A 21,885-nucleotide genomic window follows, 5' to 3' on the forward strand; every position below is an offset into this window, starting at 1 on the left:
TACGTGGCTTCAAGTTAAGAAATAGAAAATAGAAACAGAACATCGCCTCTGCTAAAAAGGCAAAAACTGATTAGAAATACCCCCTACACATAATATAAAGGAATAGACCATGAAAAAACTGGCAACGCTTATCTCAGCAGCTGCACTATCAGCTTCTATGTCTGCGACCGCAACGGCGCAAGATACGATGGCAATTGTGGTTTCAACATTGAATAACCCATTCTTCGTGACGATGAAAGATGGGGCAGAAGCGAAAGCCAAAGAACTTGGCTATAACCTTATCGTGTTGGACTCACAAAATGACCCGAGTAAAGAGCTTTCCAATGTGGAAGATTTGACGGTCCGTGGTGTAAAAGCAATTTTGATTAATCCTACGGATTCTGATGCTGTTTCTAACGCGATTCGGATGGCTAATCGCTCAAACATCCCAGTACTGACTCTAGACCGTGGTGCAAGCCGTGGTGATGTTGCAAGCCATATTGCTTCTGATAACGTTGTTGGTGGCGAAATGGCTGGCCATTTTATTATGGAAAAAGTGGGTGAAAAAGCAAAAGTTATCCAATTGGAAGGCATTGCGGGTACATCGGCTGCACGTGAACGTGGCGAAGGCTTTATGAATGCCGTTAAAGGTTCACAAATGGAATTATTAGCCAGTCAACCTGCTGATTTTGACCGTACAAAAGGTCTTAACGTTATGGAGAACTTGTTAGCAGCGAATCCTGATGTACAAGCGGTTTTCGCTCAAAATGATGAAATGGCATTAGGAGCACTACGTGCGGTTCAAGCCTCTGGTAAGGACATCATGATTGTTGGTTTTGATGGTACGGACGACGGTATTGCTGCGGTTAAACGTGGCAAGCTTGCTGCTACTGTGGCGCAACAACCTGATATGATTGGTGCTTTAGGGGTAGAAACGGCTGCGAAACTACTGAAAGGCGAAACAGTAGAAACGTATATCCCGGTACCCCTTAAAATTATCAACGAATAAAACGGGAAAAGCTGGTGGCTGATTAGAACCGTTAATGAGTTACCAACCGTTATGTTTAGGGCCCCTTTCTTATGGGATTGGGGCGCGATACTAAATCGTTATGAATAGATAAATCATAATGGATAAATAAGTCAGAGTATTTTGGAATGGATGGTTATTCCAAAGTTTTCTTATTCCTAGGTTACAAGGAACATCATATGAATAAACTCGTCGTATTGGGGAGTGTGAATGCTGACCACGTTTTACAGGTGCCTTCTTTTCCAAGACCTGGAGAAACGTTACATGGCCGTCGTTATCAGGTGATTCCCGGCGGCAAAGGAGCTAATCAAGCGGTCGCTGCAGCTCGATTGGGCGCTGATATTGGGTTTATCGCATGCGTTGGGGATGATCCGTTTGGTCTCAATATTAGACGTTCGTTTGAAGATGATGGGATTCATGTCGAAGGCGTAGAAATTGTGGCTGGGACACCAACGGGTATCGCGATGATTCAAGTCTCTGACAGTGGTGAAAACAGTATTTGTATTTCAGCGGAAGCGAATGCAAAGTTGATTAAGGAACGGGTTGAACAGCATAATAATCAAATTAAACACGCTAGTTATTTATTGACACAGCTAGAAACACCTCTTGATGGTATTGAATATGCGGTTACCCTTGCCAAACAATCTAAAACGAATGTCATTCTTAATCCAGCACCAGCGCGTGAATTACCGGACTCAGTATTGTCCTGCGTTGATGTGATCACGCCTAACGAAACAGAAGCGGAAGTCCTGACGGGTATCACCGTATCGGATGATGAGTCGGCACAACAAGCCGCAAACGTTTTGCATCAAAAAGGGATTGAGATCGTCATGATCACGCTTGGTTCACAAGGCGTGTGGCTCAGTCAAAATGGGCGTGGAACACGAATCCCAGGCTATAACGTCGACGTGACAGATACGACGGCAGCGGGCGACACATTTAATGGGGCGTTCGTGACTGCGTTATTGCGTAATGAGAGCATAGAAGACGCGATTATGTTTGCGCACGCAGCCGCGGCAATATCTGTTACACGATTTGGCGCACAAACGTCAATCCCTACATTGGATGATGTCAATGCATTTATTCGGCAACAAGGTTAAGACAGAGAGCATTACGTAATGGCTACGATGAAGGATATTGCAAAACAGGCAGGCGTATCGACCTCAACGGTGAGCCATGTCATCAATAAAACACGCTTTGTAAGTGAAGAGATTTCAGACCGTGTTAATCAAGTAGCGAAAGAGCTTAATTATGCGCCCTCTGCGCTTGCTCGCAGTTTGAAAATGAATCGAACGAGAACGATAGGCATGCTAGTGACCACCTCGACAAATCCATTTTTTGGGGAAGTGGTCAAAGGGGTGGAGCGCAGCTGCTACCATGAAAATTATAATCTCATTCTGTGTAATACCGAAGGCGATACGGAAAGAATGCTGTCGTCGATTGATACGCTGATGCAAAAGCGTGTCGATGGATTGATCTTAATGTGCTCGACCTTGGAAGGGGAAAAGATTGATATCTTTGATAAGTACCCTTCGACACCAGTGGTTGTCATGGACTGGGGACCGATTCATTTTGAAAGTGATAAAATCCAAGACAACTCCTTTCTAGGGGGCTACCTTGCCACTAAGCATTTGATTGATTCTGGTCATACTGAGATTGGCTGTATCACTGGACCACTCGATCGCCACCAAGCGCAAATGCGTTTTGAAGGTTATAAAAAAGCCATTGAAGAGGCGAACATTGTTGAGAACCCGAACTGGATTGTTGAAGCTGACTTTGAATGTGAGGGTGGGGCGCAGGCATTGAATACCCTGATGGAGCGAGGTCCCTTGCCCACTTCTTTGTTTGTATGTAATGACATGATGGCGATGGGAGTGATTAATGTCGCTGATCAGCGAAATATATCGATCCCTGAGCAATTGTCGCTTATTGGATACGATGATATTCACATTGCTAAATTTATGACGCCAGCTTTGACCACAATTCATCAACCTAAATACCGCTTGGGTAAAGTTGCCGTGGAAACCTTACTTGATAAGATAGAAAAACGAGTACAACAAGCCGGTTTGATCCAACTAGAACCAACGCTAGTCGTCAGACAAAGCGTTAGAGCGCTCTGAAATTGAGCACTAAAGCGACGACGTACGATAAGCCTAATAAGTGCAATAAACCAATTAAGTACAATAAACCAATTAAGTACAATAAACTGGCAAACCAATTTAAATCGACTACGTTGTTTTTTGTGTAGAAAGAGTCTCTTGGTGTATTCCTATTAAAAAGGGCCAGAAAAACCTGGCCCTTTTTTGATCCATCGCTAGTGGTCTGATTGCTCAGTTATTGAACTAGAGTGCTTTAACTAATATCTCACGCGCGACATCTAATGTGATGGCTTGATGTTCACCTAGAGCAAGGTAACCATTTTGTTTTAGCTTATCGACGATCTGATCAATTGCCTCTGATTTGTCTCCCGGGACTTCAGATAATACGGTGTCAACATTCAAGCTGATATAGAAGCTTTCAATGGCATCGATCGTTTCTTCAGCCAGTGTTGGTTTATCGGTAAGACCGAAGACATTACGGCCCATCTGCTCAAGTTTACCGCGTTTCGCTTCAATCTGGTTACGAAGTAGAGATGGCTGAACAATGGCCAACGAACGAGCGTGGTCGACATGCCAAAGCGCGGTCAATTCATGACCAATCATATGTGTTGCCCAGTCTTGAGGCATACCCGCCCCGATAAGACCATTAAGAGACTGATTGGCAGTCCACATTAGATTCTCACGCCAAGCATCATCTTGTTGCCCAAACTCCTTGCCAAGTGTGAGCAAGTTTTTGAGTAATACTTCGGCGTAGCCGTCTTGCACCATATTGCCTGTCGGGAAAGTGATGTACTGTTCACAGACATGGACCCAAGCATCAACAAGCCCGTTGATAAGCTGCCTTTCTGGAAGTGTCTTCATTGCATTGGGATCAAGTACCGCAAATACAGGACGGACAGCGGGAGACATGAAGCCCAATTTTTCATTGGTGGCACGTTTAGTCACGACCGCGCCCATATTTGATTCGGAACCAGTGGCAGGAAGCGTTAGGATCGCGCCAAGTGGAATAGCGGTTTCGACCGTATATTTTCTCGTCACCAAATCCCAGCTGTCGCCGTCGTGCAGTGCCGCGGCAGCAATGTACTTAGAACCGTCAATCACCGAACCGCCGCCAACGGCAAGAATAAAATCGATAGACTCAGACTTGGCTAATGCGATGGCTTTATCGAGAGTTTCTTTTGTTGGATTGGCTTCAACGCCAGAAAATTCGATCCAGCTGTGCTCGCTCAGGGCAGATACAACCTGATCATAAATACCATTAGTTTTAATGGAGCCGCCGCCATAGACAACAAGTGTTTTGGCTTGCTTTGGAATGCTGCTTGAAATTGTACTTATTTGACCTTGGCCAAAGTGAATTACCGTTGAGTTTGAGTAGCTAAATTTCATTGCGAAGTGTCCCTTATTTTCTACGTCGCTGATTGCGTATCCGTAGAGTGTATAGTCTAACCTCTTAACATAATGGGGGGGGATTAATCAGGGTTCAAGGGTAACCCTGATTATATGATTCAAACGCGCTAGTTACATTTGGCTGGTTTACCCGCTATTTGACGTTCTTGAAGAAGCTCTTGATGCAATGACGCCAACTGTGTTTTCGCGTCGCCAGCATTGTCAACGGAGCTGCTTATTTGAACAAATTTATTGACGGCGACATCGACGCCTGAAGCGTTATTACGGTCATAATCAATCAGTGCCTGCATCGCTACTCCCGCTTCTTGATAGGATTGTTGCGACGCTTTTTCTGCCGCAATTGCAGAGCGAAAAGCAGCATCATATTGGCATGACACGAGAGCATTCACTGAGGCATCGACATCGGGCCCAAAATCGAGTGTTGGTTTTGCTGGTTTTACGGTTTGTGCTGCTTGCTTTGCTTCTTCTTGTTGGTCCTTAGAATAACCATCAACAGCTCCAGCGGTTCCGCCAGCGAGTGCGCCCGCGGTCACGTTGCGGCTTAATCGATAAGTGTCCACTTCACCGTCAACGATTAGATCGGTCAGCGCCCCTAACATGCCGGCTGAAACCGCGCCTACTGCCGCGCCTTCAGCTGCACCTTGCGTGGTGTTCGCACCACAGCCGTAAAGAAAGGTAGATAAAAGGGTGAGCACGAAAACTGATTGTTTTCTCATTGTGGAATTCCTTGGTAAGTTATTGTTATTGAAGAAGTGTAGGACGAAATTTGAATGATAACGTCAGTTTTAGATAAATAGGGTATATTTTTGTGACGTCATTCCGTTAAAAGGGGACATTATCATGATCTAACCCGTCGCCTGACGTGGTAATTATTCTGTCATGTTATTGAATTAAGTTAATGATAAATAGTGGTTATTGGAAATTGTAATGTCTATATACTTTATGCGTGCACTGATGACGTTTGCTTTGTTTGCTATCCCAGCCGTCCACGCTGAAACAATATCTGAAGACGGGCAGCAAAATGCGCTGCAGGAAGGCCATGTCATCCAAGTCTCGTTGAGTGAGCTTCTACCGACACAACCCGCTATTGGCTATGATCAGGTGTTTTATAAACTTGGTCGGTTTGACCAAGACAAAAAAAAGCTATTTGATGAGATTTGCGAAACCAACGGACAAGACGGACTCAAAAACTACGATGATCGTTCTACTGTGAATGACGCGAACTCTTTTGAATGTAGAGACCAAATTGGCTCCCATAAGAAAGACATGAAAACCATTGCTATCGCACCAAACGGATCTTATTACCTAACGGACGGGCACCATACATTTAACGTACTTTGGGACATGCCAGAAGGCGGCGAAAACTTTAAGGTTTATGTGGTGATTGATAAAGATTATCGAGGCCTAACTTCCATGAGTGCATTTTGGGATGAGATGGTTAAAGATGGCAATACTTGGTTAAATGATAGCGCTGGCTATGCTATCGAGCCTCAGCAATTGCCGTCATCACTGGGAATGAATAACTTTGAGAATGATCGATATCGAGCGTTGATGTACTTCTCGCGAGATATCGCTTGGAATAAACCTAAGTTGCCGGTGCCATTTCTGGAATTCTATTGGACTAAAGAAATCCGTAATAACGTTGACCTCAGTGAGTTTGACCTCACGACTAAATCGGGTTATTCGCGTGCTATTACTCAAGTCAGTCACGCTATCTTAGCCGTTCGTACGGACGATGTCGGTGGCTCAGGGAAGACACCGACTCAAATGGGACAATTTACATCTTTTAGTCAAAAAGCGCTGGATAAAACCCTTAGAGCAGGAAAAGGGAAGGTCAGTTACATGCTTAACTATAAGAACGCATTTTAAACGTTAATCAATGAAATATTTTGAATGCGCACCTCCAATTGCTTGGAGCGTGTGCTTTTCATTTGTTTTTTAAAGGGGAGGATAGCGTATTGTGTTTTTTTTCCTGATATTTGTTAATTATATTAATAAGATCCACCTACTTTTCAGAGGCTATATTAGGTGGTGAAGAGATAGTTAGAACACGTAACAATATTTAGTCCTTAACGCTTGGTGTATTGGTGGGATTTTCGTCTAAAAAGTAACCAATTTGAACCATTTTACAACATGTGTTAGTATTTTTGCGAAATTAATCATTAGTGCTCTAACTAAAAAGGAGAGCGGTTTTGTTGTTTTACTATTTAAGTAAAACATGTAGGAAACGTATTAGTTGTATTTATGGATAAAGAAATAAAGAAATAAAGAAATATAGTATCGAAACGACTGACTATCAGGTTGGTCAAGATAACATTCAAAAATGGGGGTTTGATATACACAACCCCGTCTTCGGCACCAGCGCTGCCCTCGTTATTCTCTGCTTACTGTCTCTCATGGTCGTTGAACCTTCAACGGCGCTGAAAACGCTTGATGCTGTTAAAAACGGTATTCTCAATAAATTTGACGCCTTCTTTATGTGGTCGGCAAACTTTTTTGTCTTATTCGCGATTGTGTTGTTACTTTCGCCGTTTGGTAAAATCCGCATTGGTGGTAAAACGGCAACGACCGATCACTCTACGATATCTTGGTTGGCGATGCTGTTCGCCGCAGGTATGGGTATTGGACTGCTCTTTTGGGGTGTCGCCGAACCGACAGCCTACTTTACGGATTGGTTTGGAACGCCATTAAATGTCGAACCTAATACCGAGGCTGCGAAATCACTGGCGATGGGCGCGACGCTCTTCCATTGGGGGATTCATGGTTGGGCTATCTATGCCATTGTCGCATTGTCGTTAGCATTCTTTGCTTACAACAAAGGTCTTCCGCTGTCGATTCGCTCCGCGTTTTATCCGATATTTGGTGACCGAGCTTGGGGTTGGCTAGGGCATGTCATCGATATTATGGCAGTACTGGCAACCCTTTTTGGCTTGGCGACATCGCTTGGCCTTGGTGCACAACAAGCAACAAGTGGGATTAACTATGTATTCGGCCTTGATGGCGGAATCGGTATGCAGCTTGGTGTGATTGCCTTTGTCACCATGATTGCTGTTATGTCAGTGGTTCGAGGTATTGACGGGGGCGTGAAGGTATTGAGTAACGTCAATATGATCGTTGCGTTCCTGTTACTTGCTTTCGTTATTGCGGTTAGCTTTGATGTTGCTATTGCATCGTTATGGACGACAACGCTAGGTTATGTTGAGAATATTATTGCTTTGAGTAACCCTCACGGGCGTGATGATACTGTCTGGATGCACGGTTGGACAGTATTCTATTGGGCTTGGTGGATCTCATGGTCTCCGTTTGTAGGCATGTTTATCGCTCGTGTTTCAAAGGGACGTACCGTTCGTGAGTTTTTGTTAGCGGTTATCTTTATCCCGACGACAGTGACATTAATCTGGATGGCTGTCTTTGGCGGCATCGCGATTGATCAAGTGATGAATCATGTGGGTGAACTCGGGGCAACTGGGTTAACAGATATATCTTTGACGCTGTTCCATGTATATGACGCGTTACCATACGGCGCGATATTGTCTGTCATTTCGATTGTATTGATTTTGATTTTCTTTATTACGTCATCTGATTCCGGCTCGCTTGTCATCGACAGTATTACATCTGGTGGCAAAATTGATGCTCCAGTGCCACAACGAATCTTTTGGGCGTGTATTGAAGGTGCCATTGCTGGTGTCATGCTTTGGATTGGTGGTAAAGAAGCTCTGCAAGCATTGCAATCAGGTGTGGTGACAACGGCATTGCCATTTACGTTTGTCCTGTTACTAATGTGTGTGAGCTTGATAAAAGGGTTAAGAACGGAGCTTTCAGCGTATAAATAACTTGAACGTTCATTGTTAGGGCTCGAGCTAAATCACTTAATCAATCACATGATTAAGTGATGCTGAGCTTGGTTAGCTCCGCTTGAGAGTGTGTGCTAGCGACAAAAAGAAGGGGCCATTTGGCCCCTTCTTTTTGTCTAAATTTTGTCGTTTTATTTGTAGCGAGTAGCCGTACTGTTACCTATTTAGAGAACGATTAAGACAGTTTAGCGCCAAGCATTCGCCGTAATGTCCCATCTTTATCTACGACATGGTGTTTAACCGCGCCAACCACATGTAATATGATCGCACCAATTAAGGCGTACCCAACCCAATAGTGTGCACCATGAGCAATAGAATATAACCCTTCGTTTAGCGGAAGGACTTTCTTAGGGTTATCTGGATCGATATTTTTAGGTATTAATTCTAACCCAAAAAATTCGACGCCAAAGCCACCTAATGCTGAGTTGAGAAAGCCAGATATAGGCATGATAAGCGTACCCAAAATTAAAATCCAATGTACCGCATGGGCTAAGATATGCTCAATTTTACTGTAGTGTCCGACAGGTGTTGGCCAGCCGTTTTTCATGCGCCAAACTACTCGGAGAAGTACAAACCCAAAGATCAATAATCCAAATGATTTGTGCCATGGGAACAAAGCAAAAGCTTTGTTTTCAACCATATAAACACCAATAGCAAGTAGCCCTATCATTGTTAAGCCCACTAACCAGTGTAGTAGCAGGGTCATCGGAGCGAATTGGCTTGCTGTGTCCTTTTTCATTTGAGTTACCTAAATATTGTAGAAAAATTATTCTATCAATATTAACAATAGGTTATTAAATAAGGGATAACAAGAATGGAAGATGACGCGATCTTATGGTCAAATAGTCGCCATAAAACACTAGACAGTCATTCTTTATTCATTTACTATCGCACTTGTTGACCGGCTGGTCAGTCTGTAGGTTTGAGAGTAAAACATGGATAAACGTGAACAGATTATTGCTGTTGCTACTCAGTTATTTGCTGAGATTGGATTTGAAAAAACACCGGTATCAATGATATGCGATAGCGCAGGAGTTTCCAAAGGTCTTGTTTTTCATCACTTTAAAAATAAAAATGAGTTGTTAAGACAGGTATTTAAAAATATAACGTTACTCATTGGTGAAACAGACACCCGCTACCAAAATATTTCTAATCCTAGAGATAAGTTAGTTGCTTATATTGACGCTATTTTTAAAGCTATGGTGGTTCCAGAGCATCGGATCATTTACCAATTTAATTTTAATGTTATGGTTCAGCCCACGACTAGAGCTCTACTTATAGATCTAATTGATGAACGAATGAATGGTTTGCGTGCCGCGACTGAAGCAGTATTTGAATATGCATCCCATGAAAATCCAGCGCTGATTAGCCGTATGCTTGTTGCTGAGGTAGATGGGATTGCACTTAATTACCTGTTGAATGATGACTTTCCGATCGAGTTAATCAAAGATGAATTCATAAAGAAATACGTTTAACTACCCCCAAGTCACGCATGAAAAAATGCGTGATTTTTTTAAGTCAAGAACTGACTGCACGGTCAGTCGGTTCTTGACTTAAAAATTATTGGAGCAGTAAGCCAGAATATAATGACTTAATAAAGGCACAACATTATGACTAGAAACAAAATCTTGCGAGAAAACCCTCAGGAATCATTTATTTGCGCTTCTTGCAGCAATGGTGTTGCCCCAATTCAATTTGGCGGCCAACATAGAAATCATTGTCCTCATTGTTTATGCAGCGTGCACATGGATATTAAAGCGGGGGATAGAAGATCGAGTTGTCGAGGAATAATGGAGCCTATCAGCATCTTTGTGCAAAAAGATAGAGAGTGGTCACTGATCCACAAATGTTCGAAGTGCAATACGATGAGAATGAACAGAATCGCGGCAGATGATAATGAGTTGATGCTTGTAACGATGGCTGTAGAGCCTCTGATATCGCTGCCATTTCCTTCGAAATCTGTGTTATCAAATTTGAAGAAAATCAGTATTAGTAGTGGTGGTGAAGATGTATCCGCATAGTAAATTAAGGTATCGCGTCGTTGAAAGGCATATCAACACCTACAAAGTTCAAACCAAGCGTGGTGTCAGGGTTGCACGATTGAAAGGCTGTTATCTCTACTCAATCAAAAGTAAAGATGAGTTACCTTGTGTCGGAGACTGGGTTGAAGTAATCGATGATGGCCACATTATTCTCATTGAACGTGTTTTATCAAGAAAAAGTGTAGTGAGTCGGCACGCTTCCGGGGGCGCAACGGAACAACAAGTTATTGCTGCAAACGTGGACTATGTGATTATTGTTTTGGGTGTTGATGGAGGGCGACATTATTCTGACCGTTTATTAGAACGCTTACTTACGATTGCATGGAGCAGCGGAGCGACCCCACTCGTCCTTTTGAATAAATCTGATCTTAATGAGAGGGCGGAATTAATTAAAATGCAGGCAGAAACGGTTGCACTTGGAGTCAATACTATAAACTGCAGTGCGCTCGATGGAACTGGCATTGACGAACTTCTTTCTTATGTAAACGCCGGTAAAGTTGGGGTGTTTATTGGCCCATCGGGAGTGGGTAAATCCACTCTGACCAATGAACTTTTGCAATATGAAGTCCAGGCAACAAATGAGCTCAGAGTAAAAGACATGAGGGGGCGACACACCACTTCTGGTTCGTACTTATTTGAAATGAAAAATGGTGGTTTCATTGTTGACACTTCGGGCATTAAAGAAGTTCAAGCTTGGGCAAAAAACCAAGACGTAGACAAGGTTTTTGATGAGATATTACATGTTTCTAATGAATGCAAATATAGAGATTGTCAACATCAGGGTGAACATGGATGCGCTGTCCAGCATGGTTTAGAAACCGGCAACATTACTCCTGAGCGTTATAATAGCTACTTACATCTACAACAAGAACTCGCGTATTTAGACAGAAAGAGAAATGAAAAAAAAGGTCATATAGAACGGCTATATGACAAAGAGTTTGGGAAGCTAGTGAAAACAACATTAAGCCGAAAGAACCTAGTAAGACAGGCTAGGTAACGGGAGGGTTTAGCGGCTTTTATGCGGACTCGTCTATAATTGTCACGTCGTAGAACGCTGATGATGCATGCGTCCGTTCCAATAAGTTTTATCAACATTATCAGGAGTTATACATATGAAAACACCTTACGAAATACAGTACGAGTCTTTTGCTAAAGCTGGTGGTCTTTACGACGAACGCCACGCAGAACTTTATGCTAACTTTGCCAATGAATTAATCGAAGATGGTAGTTTTTCTATCGTATATGAAGGTGTAGCACATGCATGTTATACCCCAATTACGGTGGAGGCTGCACCACATCTGAAGTGTTTTGTTCTAGCACCTTTAGCCGTGCTGCCTGAGTACCAAGGTAAAGGTTACGCGACACGTCTTATGGAAGAAGCAGAGAAACAACTAAACGCAGATGTTATTTTTGTCCTGGGTGACCCGTGTCACTATGGTAATCGGTACAACACATCGCATAAAGTTCTACCGCCAGTAAAAACGCTGGCCCCTTTAGATTGTTGGTTTGCCCGTGAGTTGACGCCCGGCGCTTTAGATGGCATTGGAGAGTCGAAGTCGAAATTGAGCGGGCCTTATGCAGAACCACGCATGTGGGGCCACCCGAGTGAACAAGTATAAATAAGAAGGGTGCATGAGCACCCTTCTTATTAAAGATCCAATCGCCACCATAATTTCATTTGCGAAGGTTATTCACTTTGCGAAGAGAGTTGAATTATGGTGGCATTGAGTGCACAGCGTAAAATGAAAACATCGACAATATCACTACTGAAGCATACTGGTGTACACTTGCTGGCCTAGGCTCGTTAACGTGTAGACACGGTTATCGCTCTTGGTGACTAAGCCGCAGTTAAGTAGTTGTCTGAGGTGAAAGTTGAATTTGGTGTGATCTTCAATACCTACAATTCTGCATAGGTCCATGAACTTTATCTTGTGGTGAATTTTGAGCTGACGAACCACCGCTCGACGAATAGGGTTGGAAAGGGCGCTAAATACTTGGTCACGAGACTCAACATCGTAAGTCTCTTTTGGTGAGCGTACGGCATGCACTCGTTTTAAGGTCACCGACAATGCTGACAAATTAAAAGGTTTTGTCAGAAACTCATCCGCGCCTTTCTTCATTGCGTCTACGGCGATATCCACGGTTGCAAAAGCGGTGGTTATGATCACACCGATATTAGGTTGAAAGCGTCGTAGTGTAATTAACGCATCGATGCCGGTCATACCGCTCATGACAACGTCGAATAAGGCTAAATCAAAAGGCTGTTCTTTAGCCAAGTCCAAAGCATCTTCTGCGCTTTCACAAGATTTAACGTCAAACCCTTCGGCCATCAATGCTTCTTCAAGTACTTCTCGTAGGTCTTTATCATCTTCGGCTAACAGTAATCGTAGTTTCATCTTTGGGCTCCTGGTAGTGTTAATTCAACGAGTAATCCAGGGCAAGCATTGGAAAACTGAATTGACCCGTTGTGTTGTGTTGCGGCTTGTTTAACTAAAGCGAGTCCCATACCGGTACCTTGACCAATAGGTTTGGTCGTGTAAAAAGGTTGGGTTGCTTTACTGAGTGTTGCTGGTGTCATGCCGGTTCCCCAATCACGAACCTTAATGATCACCTTGTCTTTGTGTTGGATGGCGTAAACAGCCAACCTTTTATTTTGCGAACTGGCGTCAATTGCGTTAGAGATAAGATTAACCAACGCTTCTTCAAGTAATGCTTTGTCACCAGATACAAAAATGTTTTTAGAAGTATCAAGGTTGAGTTCGTAGCTGGTAAGTCGATATTGAAGAAGGTCAACTGCGGATAGAATCACTTCTTCAACCGCGATTTTCTCATGTGCGATTGGTCGTTGATGAGAATATCGCAATACCTCTTGGCTGATATGGGCTGCGCGTTCAAGGCCACGACGGATACGGCTCACATTTCGCTTGGTCGTTTCACTATCGTGTAAATTCTGCTCTAGCAAGTCACAACTCATTAGTGCGCTGCTGATTGGGGTCTTAATCTCGTGAGCAACGGCGGACGATAACTCACCTAACTCTTTAAGCTTTTGGTTTTGAAGAGACAGCGATAGGGCCTCTTCGATCTGTTGCTTTCTCTCAATATCAAATACTTTAAGTGCTTGCCATAAGGTTGCAAGGAGTGCGACAGCGCCAACACAACGAAATATCAACACCCAATGCCCAACGTGTTCAGACATGAGTCCACTTCCGATGCCATAGATAAAGAAAGCGATGCCGGATAAGAAGAAATAGCCGTGCTTGGGTATTTGCTTCTGAAGCATAATGCGTGAATATTGGATTAAGGCGCTACCCGCAACAGTGCTAGCAACAAATCCAAACACGATACGGGTAAAGTGTAGGAGGTCATCATAATAAGCGACGGGTTCGTAGTTTACGTACTGATAAATAAAATTCACAAAGTAAATGACAACGATCACGCCCCAACCTTGACGAATCGCTCGCGCATAGGGGCAGTCAATAATATCTAGCATTTTCCAGGCAAACAGATTAAGAGGTAAGAGAGCGATCAGGAGTTTGCCTATTAATAATAACTTTAAAGGACCTGTGATGATTGATTCTTGCTGGTAGATGACAAGGTAGAGTTCTGACCACTCATGAAAACCCAGTATCAAACCGGCGGCGCCAAGGTAAGGTAATACCCTTGCGATCCGAATTGTGCTTTTGGATGTATCTCTAAATAGAATAGAAAAATACAGAGTGATGAACGCTAGTCCGTAAACGAGATAAATTTTAAATACGAAGAGAGTGTTCATTGATGACATTTTTTATAAAAAGTGATGGTGCTGTTATAGCACCCATTGATGTGATCTTGATCACTGATAACTTACTTTCTATTTTTGGTTTTTAATGAAATTAGAAGGGGATTTTAAAATACTCTATTTAAACATGCGCTTAGGGATTGATCGTGGTTTTTGAGTTAAGAGTAGTTCGTTGTGAAATGATTTTTTAGAGAGTTAATCGTTAAAATTGGTAATCAAAAATAAATGATAATCACCCTTTTATTACCCGCGTACATAAACAGATAATAAAAGGGTGAGAATTAAATTTAACCTAAATGCTGTAAAGGTGAATTTAAATTATCATATTACACTAATTATATTTAACTACTTTTTGTAACGCCATTTTTAATGGAGGCACATCCTTGTGGTTTTGCTTTGTCTGTAAGGATTTTGCTTACGTGATAAATTTAAACCTTTCCCTATTTAAATACAATAAATAGTAACCTTCAAAAATGGAATTATAAGTTTCGCATGTTTTTAATTTTATTGATTTGAAGTTGTGTGTATATTTCCTCTCATTGGAAACACAAGGTGATTATGTTTTTCAATGTTTGGGAATAAAATTATCAATTAGTAAGATTTATTGTTAATTTTATTTATCATGTTAAAAAATATTAAGGGTTAACTATGCAAGCTAATATGACTGGCGATGACATAATGTTAGCTGGGAAGAGGATATTATATAGTCAGTTAATAATAGGGTCGATATTTTTACTCTATGAGGTTTTCTTTAAAGACAAAGTAAACCTGGAGTCAGCGTTAACCGGTATGGTTATCGCGATAGTACCTTCATTAATTGGTATGATTTTCGCTTCATTTAAAGCTAAATATAGACCAAAACAAAGTCTGAATGACTTAATGCAATTGAGTCGAAATATTAAAATCATATATACAATAGTCATGTTTATTTTGACGTTTCGATTCATGGCATTGAGAAATGTGACCGTGTTAGCTGCTTATTGCATTACAGTGTTAGGGTTCTTTATCAGTCCTCTATTCAAAGATAAGCAGGAGAACTTTTAATGGAACATGTTCAATCTACACATGATTATATCGAACATCACTTAACCTTTTTGACAGTAGGTGAGGGATGGAGTGCAATCAATCTAGACTCTATGATTATGGTATGGTTGCTGGGATTGACCTTTATAATCGGCTTTCGCTATGCCGTTTCTAAAGGAACGAGTGGAGTACCCGGTCGATTCCAGTGTTTGGTAGAATTGGTGTTTGAGTTTGTTGAAGGTCTTGTAAAAGAAATCTTCCAAGCTCAAGATAAAATCATTGGTCCTCTGGCTTTAACGATATTTGTTTGGGTATTTTTAATGAATGCCATCGACCTTATACCTATTGATTTTATTCCGGCCTTTACTCGAGCAATCGGTGTGTCTCACTTTAGAGATCTGCCTTCTGCAGATGTGAATGTTGCTATGTCCATGGCATTGGGTGTTTTTATCTTAGTATTAGGGTATTCATTCAAATACAAAGGGGTAATAGGATTCTTTAAAGAATTAACAACGCAACCATTTTCTCATCCATTATTATATCCGGTTAACTTATTACTTGAGTTAATAACCTTGATATCTAAGCCAATTTCCTTAGGGTTAAGATTGTTTGGGAATATGTATGCAGGTGAGATGATATTTCTACTTATTGCATTGATGCCTTGGTGGATGCAATGGGCACTGAGTGTTCCTTGGGCTCTATTCCACATATTGGTAGTTGTATTACAAGCGTTTGTTTTCATGGTTCTCACCATCGTCTATATGGGTATGGCGGTCGAAGAACATCATTAATTTTTAAATTTATTGGTATTTAATTACCACTTATTTGTTATTTTTATTGTTAGGAGTTGTTATGGATATTGTTAGTGCTGTTCTATACGTTGCAGGTGCACTATTAATCGGTCTTGGAGCTGCTGGTGCAGCAACAGGTATTGGTAACCTTGCGGGTAAATACTTAGAAGGTGTTGCTCGCCAGCCAGATCTTACGCCGATGTTGCGTACTCAATTCTTTATTATGATGGGTCTAGTTGATGCGGTACCAATGATTGGTGTTGGTATTGGTCTTTATATCATCTTCGCTGTTGCTTAATTCAGAGTCAGTATTTGAACTAATTAATTAGGTGAGGATGTTATGAACCTTAATGCAACCATGTTGGGTCAAGCAATCTCTTTCGTTATCTTTGTTTGGCTTTGTATGAAATATGTATGGCCACCATTGGTAATATTGCTTGATGAACGCCGAGAAGAAATCGCGGTAGGTCTTCGAAATACAGAAGCGGCGGCAAAAGAGTTGGAACTCTCTAAAGCGAACGGTGAATGTTTAATTGCGGAGGCGAGAGAAAAAGCCCAAGCCATTATTGATTTAGGTCAGCAACGCCAGAATTTATTGGTCGAGCAGGCTGCAGAAATGGCGAAGCAGGAAAAGAATCGAATAATCGCTGAAGGTCGAGCTGAAGTAGAGAATGAAAAAACTCGCCTACGCCAGGAACTAAAAGCAGAGATGGCTGATTTGGTGATTGAAAGCGCAAGCAAGCTTATTCGCAAGAATCTCGACTCAAAAAGTAACCGCGATCTTGTTGACCATATGATCAGCGAAATATAGAGGTAAGTCTTATGAACGATTTTACTTCTATTGCTCAACCGTACTCTAAAGCAGCATTTGACTTTGCTAAGCAAGAAGGACTCCTTGACGAGTGGGGACAAGCATTTGGGTTATTAAAGCTTGTCGCCAATCAACCTGCGGTGATTACTGTGATTGATGACCTTGAAGAGCAAGGCTCAGAGCAGGTGTTGTTAGATATGATCCTAACCACTTGTAATGAATGGCTAAGTCAATACGTGAAGAACTTTCTCAAAGTAATGGCAGAGAACAAGCGTCTGAAATTACTAGCGACCGTGATTACTGTGTTTTTTGAGCTCAAAGCAGAGCATGAAAAAACCATGGAAGTGACAGTTTATAGTGCAGAGGTTTTAGAGCTAACTCAGCTTGATGCGATGAAGCATGCTCTTGAGGCCAAATACGGTAAAGCGGTTCGAATCGCGCAAGAAATTGAGCCATCGCTAGTAGGCGGTGTTGTGATTAAAGCTGGTGAGCAGGTGTTAGATGGCAGTATTCACTCGTCTCTTAGCCGCCTCGCTATCAACCTACATACGTAGTAGGGGAAAAATATGCAATTAAATTCTAATGAAATAAGTGAACTGATCAGAGAGCGCATTGCCAATTTTGATATGGCAAGTGAAGCGAGAAATGAAGGCACCATCATTTCGGTCAGTGACGGTATTATTACCATTCACGGCCTTGCTGATGCCATGCAAGGTGAAATGATTGAGCTTCCGGACAATCGTTACGCGTTGGCACTTAACCTAGAACGTCACTCCGTTGGCGCGGTGGTTATGGGCCCTTATGCCGATTTGTGTGAAGGGATGAAGGTCCGAGGTACCGGTCGTATTTTAGAGGTACCGGTGGGCCCTGCATTGCTTGGTCGCGTTGTTAACACGCTAGGTCAGCCGATTGATGGTAAAGGTGACATTAAAGCTGAGCGTCATGATCCAGTAGAGGTCATCGCGCCGGGTGTTATCGAGCGTAAATCCGTGGACCAACCGATTCAGACCGGCTACAAAGCCGTTGATGCCATGGTACCCATTGGTCGTGGACAACGTGAATTGATTATCGGTGACCGCCAAACCGGTAAAACTGCAATGGCAATTGATGCCATCATCAACCAACGTTCGACTGGCGTGAAATGTATCTATGTGGCGATTGGTCAAAAAGCGTCCACTATTTCTAACGTGGTTCGTAAGCTGGAAGAGCATAACGCGCTAGAAAACACGATTGTCGTTGTCGCGTCAGCGTCAGAGTCAGCGGCTCTGCAATACCTTTCACCTTATTCAGGCTGCACGATGGGCGAGTACTTTCGTGACCGTGGTGAAGATGCACTGATTATCTACGATGACCTCTCTAAACAAGCGGTGGCGTACCGTCAGATCTCATTGCTGTTGAAGCGCCCACCGGGTCGAGAAGCCTTCCCTGGTGACGTGTTCTACCTTCACTCGCGTCTATTAGAACGAGCTGCGCGAGTTAATCAAAGCTATGTCGAGCACTTTACTAATGGTGAAGTGAAGGGCAAAACCGGCTCACTGACTGCACTGCCTATTATTGAAACCCAAGCAGGGGATGTGTCTGCGTTTGTTCCAACCAATGTAATTTCAATTACAGATGGACAAATATTCTTGCAAACCCAGTTATTTAACTCAGGGTTGCGACCAGCGGTTGACCCAGGTATCTCGGTATCTCGAGTCGGTGGTGCTGCGCAAACCAAGATCATTAAGAAGCTGTCTGGTGGTATTCGTACTGCACTGGCCCAATACCGAGAGTTAGCCGCGTTTGCGCAGTTCTCGTCAGATCTTGATGAAACAACACGCAAGCAACTTAATCACGGTGAAAAAGTGACTGAGTTGATGAAACAAAAGCAATACGCACCTATGTCCGTTGCTGAGCAATCATTGGTTATTTTTGCTGCAGAGCAAGGCTACTTAGAAGACGTATCCATTAAGCAGGTTGCAGGGTTTGAAGAAGGGCTAATTGCCTTCGCTAAACAAACCGCACCCAAACTTATTGAAGAGATAGATCGTAGTGGTGATTACAACAAGGACATCGAGACTCAACTTCGAATTGTTCTTGAAGAGTTCTCCGCGCTGCAATCGTAATTCCATCAACGAAGTAGGAGTCAGCAATGGCAAATACCAAAGAGATACGCACCAAGATCTTGAGTATACAAAGTACTCAAAAGATAACGAGTGCGATGGAAATGGTGGCAGCAAGCAAAATGCGTAAGGTCCAGGACAATATGGAAGCGTCACGACCTTATGCACAGAACATGAGAAAAGTGATCAGTCATGTGTCATCAGGCACCTTGGAATACAGTCATCCGTATTTGCAAGAACGAGATGTAAAACGCGTGGCGTACATCATTATCTCTTCTGATCGTGGTCTTTGTGGCGGGCTTAATACCAATTTGTTTCGCAAAGTATTAGGTGAAATGCAGCAATGGCGACAACAAGGCGTTGAGGTGGACACGACACTGATTGGCTCGAAAGCAATTAGCTTTTTTCAAGCTTCCGGTCATGTCATTGCGCAAACCTCTGGGCTTGGTGACCACCCACAACTGAAAGATATGCTTGGTACCGTGCATGCCATGATGGAGCACTATTCAGAAGGGCAGATAGACCGACTTTATCTCGTCTATAGCCAGTTTGTGAATACGATGACGCAGCAACCTACGGTGACGCAACTTCTGCCGTTCCCAATGGAAGAAGAGAAAACAGAGACGCGCTGGGATTACATCTATGAACAAGCGCCGCGAGACATACTGGACCACTTGATGCTTCGATATGTTGAGTCACTGGTTTATCAAGGTGTGGTAGAGAGCATCGCTTGTGAGCAAGCTGCACGGATGATTGCGATGAGGTCGGCGTCAGATAACGCGGTACAACTTATCGATGATTTGCAGCTGGTCTTTAACAAAGCGCGCCAAGCAGCCATCACACAAGAGCTCAGCGAAATTACCGCTGGTGCCCAAGCGGTGTAACAGAATTTAGAGGTTTGATTATGAGTATTGGCAAAATTGTCAAAGTTATCGGCGCGGTCGTTGATGTAGAGTTTGAACAAAACCACAGCCCGCGAGTTTACGACGCACTGAGATTGATTGGTGAAGAACACACGTCTTTGGTGTTAGAGGTTCAGCAACAAATGGGCGGCGGTATCGTTCGTTGTATCGCCATGGGTACGTCAGATGGCCTTAAACGCGGACTTAAAGTTGAAACGACGGGCAGTGCTATTACCGTTCCTGTGGGTGAGGAAACCCTTGGGCGTATTATGAACGTACTAGGTGAACCTATTGACGAATGCGGTCCCATCGGTGAAAAACAGAATTATGAGATTCACCGCAGTGCGCCAAGCTACGAAGAACAAGCGAACAGCAATGAGTTGCTAGAGACGGGCGTTAAGGTGATCGACCTAATTTGTCCTTTTGCTAAGGGCGGTAAGATCGGTCTCTTTGGTGGCGCGGGGGTTGGCAAAACAGTCAACATGATGGAGCTTATCAATAACATAGCGAAAGCGCACTCCGGGTTGTCTGTTTTTACAGGCGTAGGCGAACGTACTCGTGAGGGCAATGACTTTTATTATGAAATGAAAGATGCGGGCGTTCTCGATAAAGTTGCCATGGTGTACGGGCAAATGAATGAGCCTCCTGGTAACCGACTTCGTGTTGCGTTAACGGGTCTGACAATGGCAGAGCGCTTTCGTGATGAAGGTCGTGACGTACTGTTGTTTATTGATAATATCTACCGTTATACGCTGGCAGGAACGGAAGTGTCAGCTTTGCTTGGCCGTATGCCATCAGCCGTAGGTTATCAACCGACACTTGCAGAAGAAATGGGTGTACTTCAAGAGCGAATTACGTCTACCAAATCGGGTTCGATTACGTCTATTCAAGCCGTTTATGTGCCTGCTGATGACTTAACCGATCCATCACCTGCTACGACGTTTGCTCACTTGGATGCCACCGTTGTGTTGTCTCGTAACATCGCAGCATTGGGTCTGTACCCAGCGATCGATCCGTTGGATTCTACGTCTCGCCAACTTGACCCGCTTGTTGTTGGTCATGAACATTATGACATTGCCCAGTCAGTACAGAAAACGTTACAACGTTACAAAGAGCTTAAAGACATCATTGCGATTTTGGGAATGGACGAGTTGTCTGAAGAGGATAAACGTTTGGTGTCTCGTGCTCGTAAAGTAGAGCGTTTCTTGACACAACCGTATCACGTGGCAGAGGTGTTTACTGGTCAACCTGGTGTCTTTGTACCGTTAAAAGATACCTTAGCCGGATTCAAAGGTCTCTTAAATGGTCAATATGACGACATCCCAGAACAAGCATTTATGTATTGCGGTTCTATTGATGAAGTCTTAGAAAAAGCGAAGACGCTTTAGTGAGGTAGCACGATGGCAATTGGTGTTTCGCAACGAACCTTCCAGCTTAATGTCGTGAGCGCTGAAGGCACGTTATATTCCGGCCCCGCTCATGCTATTGCGGTGACGGGTGAAGATGGTGAGTTAGGTATCCGTCCGGGGCATTCGCCACTCATCAGCAAGATCAAACCCGGTGTGGCAAGGATCTTGGGTGACATAAAAGAATCAGAAACGATTTTATACGTGTCAGGCGGATTGATAGAAGTTCAGCCCGATGTGGTGACGGTACTTGCTGATACGGCATTGCATGGTAAAGAAATCGATAAGGCTAGGGCAGAGACCGCAAGGCGAGCCGCAGAAGAAAATATCAATAAATACACCGATGATATTAACTTTGCGCAAGCACAACTTGAACTCGCAAAAGCGTTAGCTCAGCTACGAGCGGTTGAACTGACGATGCAACAGCTACGTCGTTAATCGGTAACAACCACCGTTACTTCGTCACGCTAGCCGTTAACCAAAAACGTTAATGGTAGTCAAAAAATAAAGGCCTTATGCCTTCCTCGAAGAGTGAAGGCATAAGGTTTTTTTCGATTTCATTTTGAGAATAGTTTTTGGTTCAGGATTAATGAGTAAGCATGCAGTGATTAAAACGACGGCTCTCTTGGTATGAAGTGTCGGTGACAAAAGGTAGATAAAGAAG

Annotated in this window: 23 protein-coding genes; 18 read left to right on the forward strand and 5 right to left on the reverse strand. The window is 43.1% G+C overall.

The features are described from left to right. Positions 1-109: 109 nt before the first annotated feature. From rbsB to AB4405_RS13430, 3 genes are all read left to right on the forward strand, one after another. Positions 110-988: a ribose ABC transporter substrate-binding protein RbsB gene (rbsB, locus tag AB4405_RS13420; protein WP_372061270.1), complete on the forward strand. Its 879-nt coding sequence runs from the start codon at positions 110-112 to the stop codon at positions 986-988. 197 nt (positions 989-1,185) lie between these two features. Continuing rightward, a complete protein-coding gene (rbsK, locus tag AB4405_RS13425) occupies positions 1,186-2,106 on the forward strand; it encodes a ribokinase (protein WP_372061272.1) in 921 nt (306 codons plus the stop codon). A gap of 18 nt (positions 2,107-2,124) precedes the next feature. Continuing rightward, positions 2,125-3,126: a substrate-binding domain-containing protein gene (locus tag AB4405_RS13430; RefSeq protein WP_372061273.1), complete on the forward strand. Its 1,002-nt coding sequence runs from the start codon at positions 2,125-2,127 to the stop codon at positions 3,124-3,126. A 222-nt stretch (positions 3,127-3,348) separates the two neighbouring features. Here the strand turns inward: AB4405_RS13430 and AB4405_RS13435 are convergent, their stop codons facing one another. Both AB4405_RS13435 and AB4405_RS13440 read right to left on the reverse strand, forming a co-directional pair. After that, the gene (locus tag AB4405_RS13435) at positions 3,349-4,491 is read right to left on the reverse strand and encodes an iron-containing alcohol dehydrogenase (protein ID WP_372061275.1); all 1,143 of its coding nucleotides are present in this window, start codon (positions 4,489-4,491) and stop codon (positions 3,349-3,351) included. 128 nt (positions 4,492-4,619) lie between these two features. Continuing rightward, complete coding sequence (locus tag AB4405_RS13440) at positions 4,620-5,228, reverse strand: hypothetical protein (protein WP_372061277.1); 609 nt, start codon at positions 5,226-5,228, stop codon at positions 4,620-4,622. Between the two features lie 211 nt (positions 5,229-5,439). Here AB4405_RS13440 and AB4405_RS13445 point away from each other — a divergent pair, with 211 nt between their 5' ends. Both AB4405_RS13445 and AB4405_RS13450 read left to right on the forward strand, forming a co-directional pair. After that, on the forward strand, positions 5,440-6,381 hold the full coding sequence (locus AB4405_RS13445) for a ParB/Srx family N-terminal domain-containing protein (RefSeq protein ID WP_372061278.1): 942 nt from the start codon (positions 5,440-5,442) through the stop codon (positions 6,379-6,381). Positions 6,382-6,776: 395 nt separating this feature from the next. Further along, positions 6,777-8,345, forward strand: coding sequence for a BCCT family transporter (locus AB4405_RS13450; protein ID WP_372061322.1), 1,569 nt, complete (start codon positions 6,777-6,779; stop codon positions 8,343-8,345). 196 nt (positions 8,346-8,541) lie between these two features. Here AB4405_RS13450 and AB4405_RS13455 read toward each other — a convergent pair whose 3' ends face one another. Continuing rightward, positions 8,542-9,105, reverse strand: coding sequence for a cytochrome b (locus tag AB4405_RS13455; protein ID WP_372061279.1), 564 nt, complete (start codon positions 9,103-9,105; stop codon positions 8,542-8,544). A 196-nt stretch (positions 9,106-9,301) separates the two neighbouring features. Between AB4405_RS13455 and AB4405_RS13460 the strand changes: the two genes are divergently transcribed. The 4 genes from AB4405_RS13460 to AB4405_RS13475 all read left to right on the forward strand — a co-directional run bounded on the left by AB4405_RS13460 (position 9,302) and on the right by AB4405_RS13475 (position 12,027). Continuing rightward, positions 9,302-9,841, forward strand: a complete 540-nt coding sequence (locus tag AB4405_RS13460; protein WP_372061280.1) for a TetR/AcrR family transcriptional regulator — start codon at positions 9,302-9,304, stop codon at positions 9,839-9,841. A 135-nt stretch (positions 9,842-9,976) separates the two neighbouring features. After that, positions 9,977-10,387, forward strand: coding sequence for an RNHCP domain-containing protein (locus AB4405_RS13465; protein WP_372061281.1), 411 nt, complete (start codon positions 9,977-9,979; stop codon positions 10,385-10,387). Continuing rightward, positions 10,374-11,405 (forward strand): ribosome small subunit-dependent GTPase A, encoded by a 1,032-nt coding sequence (gene rsgA, locus AB4405_RS13470; RefSeq protein WP_372061283.1) that lies wholly within the window; start codon positions 10,374-10,376, stop codon positions 11,403-11,405. The genes AB4405_RS13465 and rsgA overlap by 14 nt, the downstream gene beginning before the upstream one ends. Before the next feature lie 115 nt (positions 11,406-11,520). Next, complete coding sequence (locus tag AB4405_RS13475; protein ID WP_372061285.1) at positions 11,521-12,027, forward strand: GNAT family N-acetyltransferase; 507 nt, start codon at positions 11,521-11,523, stop codon at positions 12,025-12,027. Positions 12,028-12,171: 144 nt separating this feature from the next. On the opposite strand, the gene AB4405_RS13480 is transcribed toward AB4405_RS13475, so the two are convergent. Next, positions 12,172-12,804 carry a response regulator gene (locus AB4405_RS13480; RefSeq protein WP_102470136.1) on the reverse strand — a complete coding sequence of 211 codons (633 nt, stop codon included), beginning with the start codon at positions 12,802-12,804 and terminating at the stop codon, positions 12,172-12,174. Continuing rightward, the gene (locus tag AB4405_RS13485; protein ID WP_372061287.1) at positions 12,801-14,180 is read right to left on the reverse strand and encodes a sensor histidine kinase; all 1,380 of its coding nucleotides are present in this window, start codon (positions 14,178-14,180) and stop codon (positions 12,801-12,803) included. Before AB4405_RS13485 ends, AB4405_RS13480 begins: the two co-directional genes overlap by 4 nt. A 684-nt stretch (positions 14,181-14,864) precedes the next feature. On the opposite strand from AB4405_RS13485, the gene AB4405_RS13490 reads away from it, so the two are divergent. The 9 genes from AB4405_RS13490 (at position 14,865) to AB4405_RS13530 (ending at position 21,659) form a co-directional block, all read left to right on the forward strand. Continuing rightward, positions 14,865-15,230: an ATP synthase subunit I gene (locus tag AB4405_RS13490; RefSeq protein WP_241903185.1), complete on the forward strand. Its 366-nt coding sequence runs from the start codon at positions 14,865-14,867 to the stop codon at positions 15,228-15,230. Then, on the forward strand, positions 15,230-16,000 hold the full coding sequence (gene atpB / locus AB4405_RS13495; RefSeq protein ID WP_372061288.1) for a F0F1 ATP synthase subunit A: 771 nt from the start codon (positions 15,230-15,232) through the stop codon (positions 15,998-16,000). Before AB4405_RS13490 ends, atpB begins: the two co-directional genes overlap by 1 nt. A 61-nt stretch (positions 16,001-16,061) precedes the next feature. Then, positions 16,062-16,298 (forward strand): F0F1 ATP synthase subunit C, encoded by a 237-nt coding sequence (gene atpE / locus AB4405_RS13500; protein ID WP_005306237.1) that lies wholly within the window; start codon positions 16,062-16,064, stop codon positions 16,296-16,298. Positions 16,299-16,340: 42 nt separating this feature from the next. Then, on the forward strand, positions 16,341-16,811 hold the full coding sequence (locus AB4405_RS13505; RefSeq protein ID WP_102470140.1) for a F0F1 ATP synthase subunit B: 471 nt from the start codon (positions 16,341-16,343) through the stop codon (positions 16,809-16,811). Positions 16,812-16,822: 11 nt separating this feature from the next. After that, a complete protein-coding gene (locus tag AB4405_RS13510; RefSeq protein WP_372061291.1) occupies positions 16,823-17,365 on the forward strand; it encodes a F0F1 ATP synthase subunit delta in 543 nt (180 codons plus the stop codon). A 12-nt stretch (positions 17,366-17,377) separates the two neighbouring features. After that, positions 17,378-18,916, forward strand: a complete 1,539-nt coding sequence (gene atpA, locus AB4405_RS13515) for a F0F1 ATP synthase subunit alpha (protein WP_102470142.1) — start codon at positions 17,378-17,380, stop codon at positions 18,914-18,916. A gap of 26 nt (positions 18,917-18,942) precedes the next feature. Continuing rightward, positions 18,943-19,797 (forward strand): F0F1 ATP synthase subunit gamma, encoded by an 855-nt coding sequence (gene atpG / locus AB4405_RS13520; protein ID WP_372061293.1) that lies wholly within the window; start codon positions 18,943-18,945, stop codon positions 19,795-19,797. 20 nt (positions 19,798-19,817) lie between these two features. Next, on the forward strand, positions 19,818-21,203 hold the full coding sequence (atpD, locus tag AB4405_RS13525; protein WP_102470144.1) for a F0F1 ATP synthase subunit beta: 1,386 nt from the start codon (positions 19,818-19,820) through the stop codon (positions 21,201-21,203). A 12-nt stretch (positions 21,204-21,215) separates the two neighbouring features. Then, complete coding sequence (locus tag AB4405_RS13530; RefSeq protein ID WP_102470145.1) at positions 21,216-21,659, forward strand: F0F1 ATP synthase subunit epsilon; 444 nt, start codon at positions 21,216-21,218, stop codon at positions 21,657-21,659. The last annotated feature ends 226 nt before the right edge of the window (positions 21,660-21,885 follow it).

Origin of the sequence: Vibrio sp. 10N.261.51.F12 (genome assembly GCF_041471725.1) — a bacterium.
Classification (GTDB): Bacteria; Pseudomonadota; Gammaproteobacteria; order Enterobacterales; family Vibrionaceae; genus Vibrio.

Excerpts from the sequence above, each read along its gene's own strand:
- rbsB (WP_372061270.1), top strand. The coding sequence starts at position 110 with ATGAAAAAACTGGCAACGCTTATCTCAGCAGCTGCACTATCAGCTTCT.
- rbsK (WP_372061272.1), top strand. The coding sequence starts at position 1,186 with ATGAATAAACTCGTCGTATTGGGGAGTGTGAATGCTGACCACGTTTTA.
- AB4405_RS13430 (WP_372061273.1), top strand. The coding sequence starts at position 2,125 with ATGGCTACGATGAAGGATATTGCAAAACAGGCAGGCGTATCGACCTCA.
- AB4405_RS13435 (WP_372061275.1), bottom strand. The coding sequence starts at position 4,491 with ATGAAATTTAGCTACTCAAACTCAACGGTAATTCACTTTGGCCAAGGT.
- AB4405_RS13440 (WP_372061277.1), bottom strand. The coding sequence starts at position 5,228 with ATGAGAAAACAATCAGTTTTCGTGCTCACCCTTTTATCTACCTTTCTT.
- AB4405_RS13445 (WP_372061278.1), top strand. The coding sequence starts at position 5,440 with ATGTCTATATACTTTATGCGTGCACTGATGACGTTTGCTTTGTTTGCT.
- AB4405_RS13455 (WP_372061279.1), bottom strand. The coding sequence starts at position 9,105 with ATGAAAAAGGACACAGCAAGCCAATTCGCTCCGATGACCCTGCTACTA.
- AB4405_RS13460 (WP_372061280.1), top strand. The coding sequence starts at position 9,302 with ATGGATAAACGTGAACAGATTATTGCTGTTGCTACTCAGTTATTTGCT.
- AB4405_RS13465 (WP_372061281.1), top strand. The coding sequence starts at position 9,977 with ATGACTAGAAACAAAATCTTGCGAGAAAACCCTCAGGAATCATTTATT.
- rsgA (WP_372061283.1), top strand. The coding sequence starts at position 10,374 with ATGTATCCGCATAGTAAATTAAGGTATCGCGTCGTTGAAAGGCATATC.
- AB4405_RS13475 (WP_372061285.1), top strand. The coding sequence starts at position 11,521 with ATGAAAACACCTTACGAAATACAGTACGAGTCTTTTGCTAAAGCTGGT.
- AB4405_RS13480 (WP_102470136.1), bottom strand. The coding sequence starts at position 12,804 with ATGAAACTACGATTACTGTTAGCCGAAGATGATAAAGACCTACGAGAA.
- AB4405_RS13485 (WP_372061287.1), bottom strand. The coding sequence starts at position 14,180 with ATGAACACTCTCTTCGTATTTAAAATTTATCTCGTTTACGGACTAGCG.
- AB4405_RS13490 (WP_241903185.1), top strand. The coding sequence starts at position 14,865 with ATGTTAGCTGGGAAGAGGATATTATATAGTCAGTTAATAATAGGGTCG.
- atpB (WP_372061288.1), top strand. The coding sequence starts at position 15,230 with ATGGAACATGTTCAATCTACACATGATTATATCGAACATCACTTAACC.
- atpE (WP_005306237.1), top strand. The coding sequence starts at position 16,062 with ATGGATATTGTTAGTGCTGTTCTATACGTTGCAGGTGCACTATTAATC.
- AB4405_RS13505 (WP_102470140.1), top strand. The coding sequence starts at position 16,341 with ATGAACCTTAATGCAACCATGTTGGGTCAAGCAATCTCTTTCGTTATC.
- AB4405_RS13510 (WP_372061291.1), top strand. The coding sequence starts at position 16,823 with ATGAACGATTTTACTTCTATTGCTCAACCGTACTCTAAAGCAGCATTT.
- atpA (WP_102470142.1), top strand. The coding sequence starts at position 17,378 with ATGCAATTAAATTCTAATGAAATAAGTGAACTGATCAGAGAGCGCATT.
- atpG (WP_372061293.1), top strand. The coding sequence starts at position 18,943 with ATGGCAAATACCAAAGAGATACGCACCAAGATCTTGAGTATACAAAGT.
- atpD (WP_102470144.1), top strand. The coding sequence starts at position 19,818 with ATGAGTATTGGCAAAATTGTCAAAGTTATCGGCGCGGTCGTTGATGTA.
- AB4405_RS13530 (WP_102470145.1), top strand. The coding sequence starts at position 21,216 with ATGGCAATTGGTGTTTCGCAACGAACCTTCCAGCTTAATGTCGTGAGC.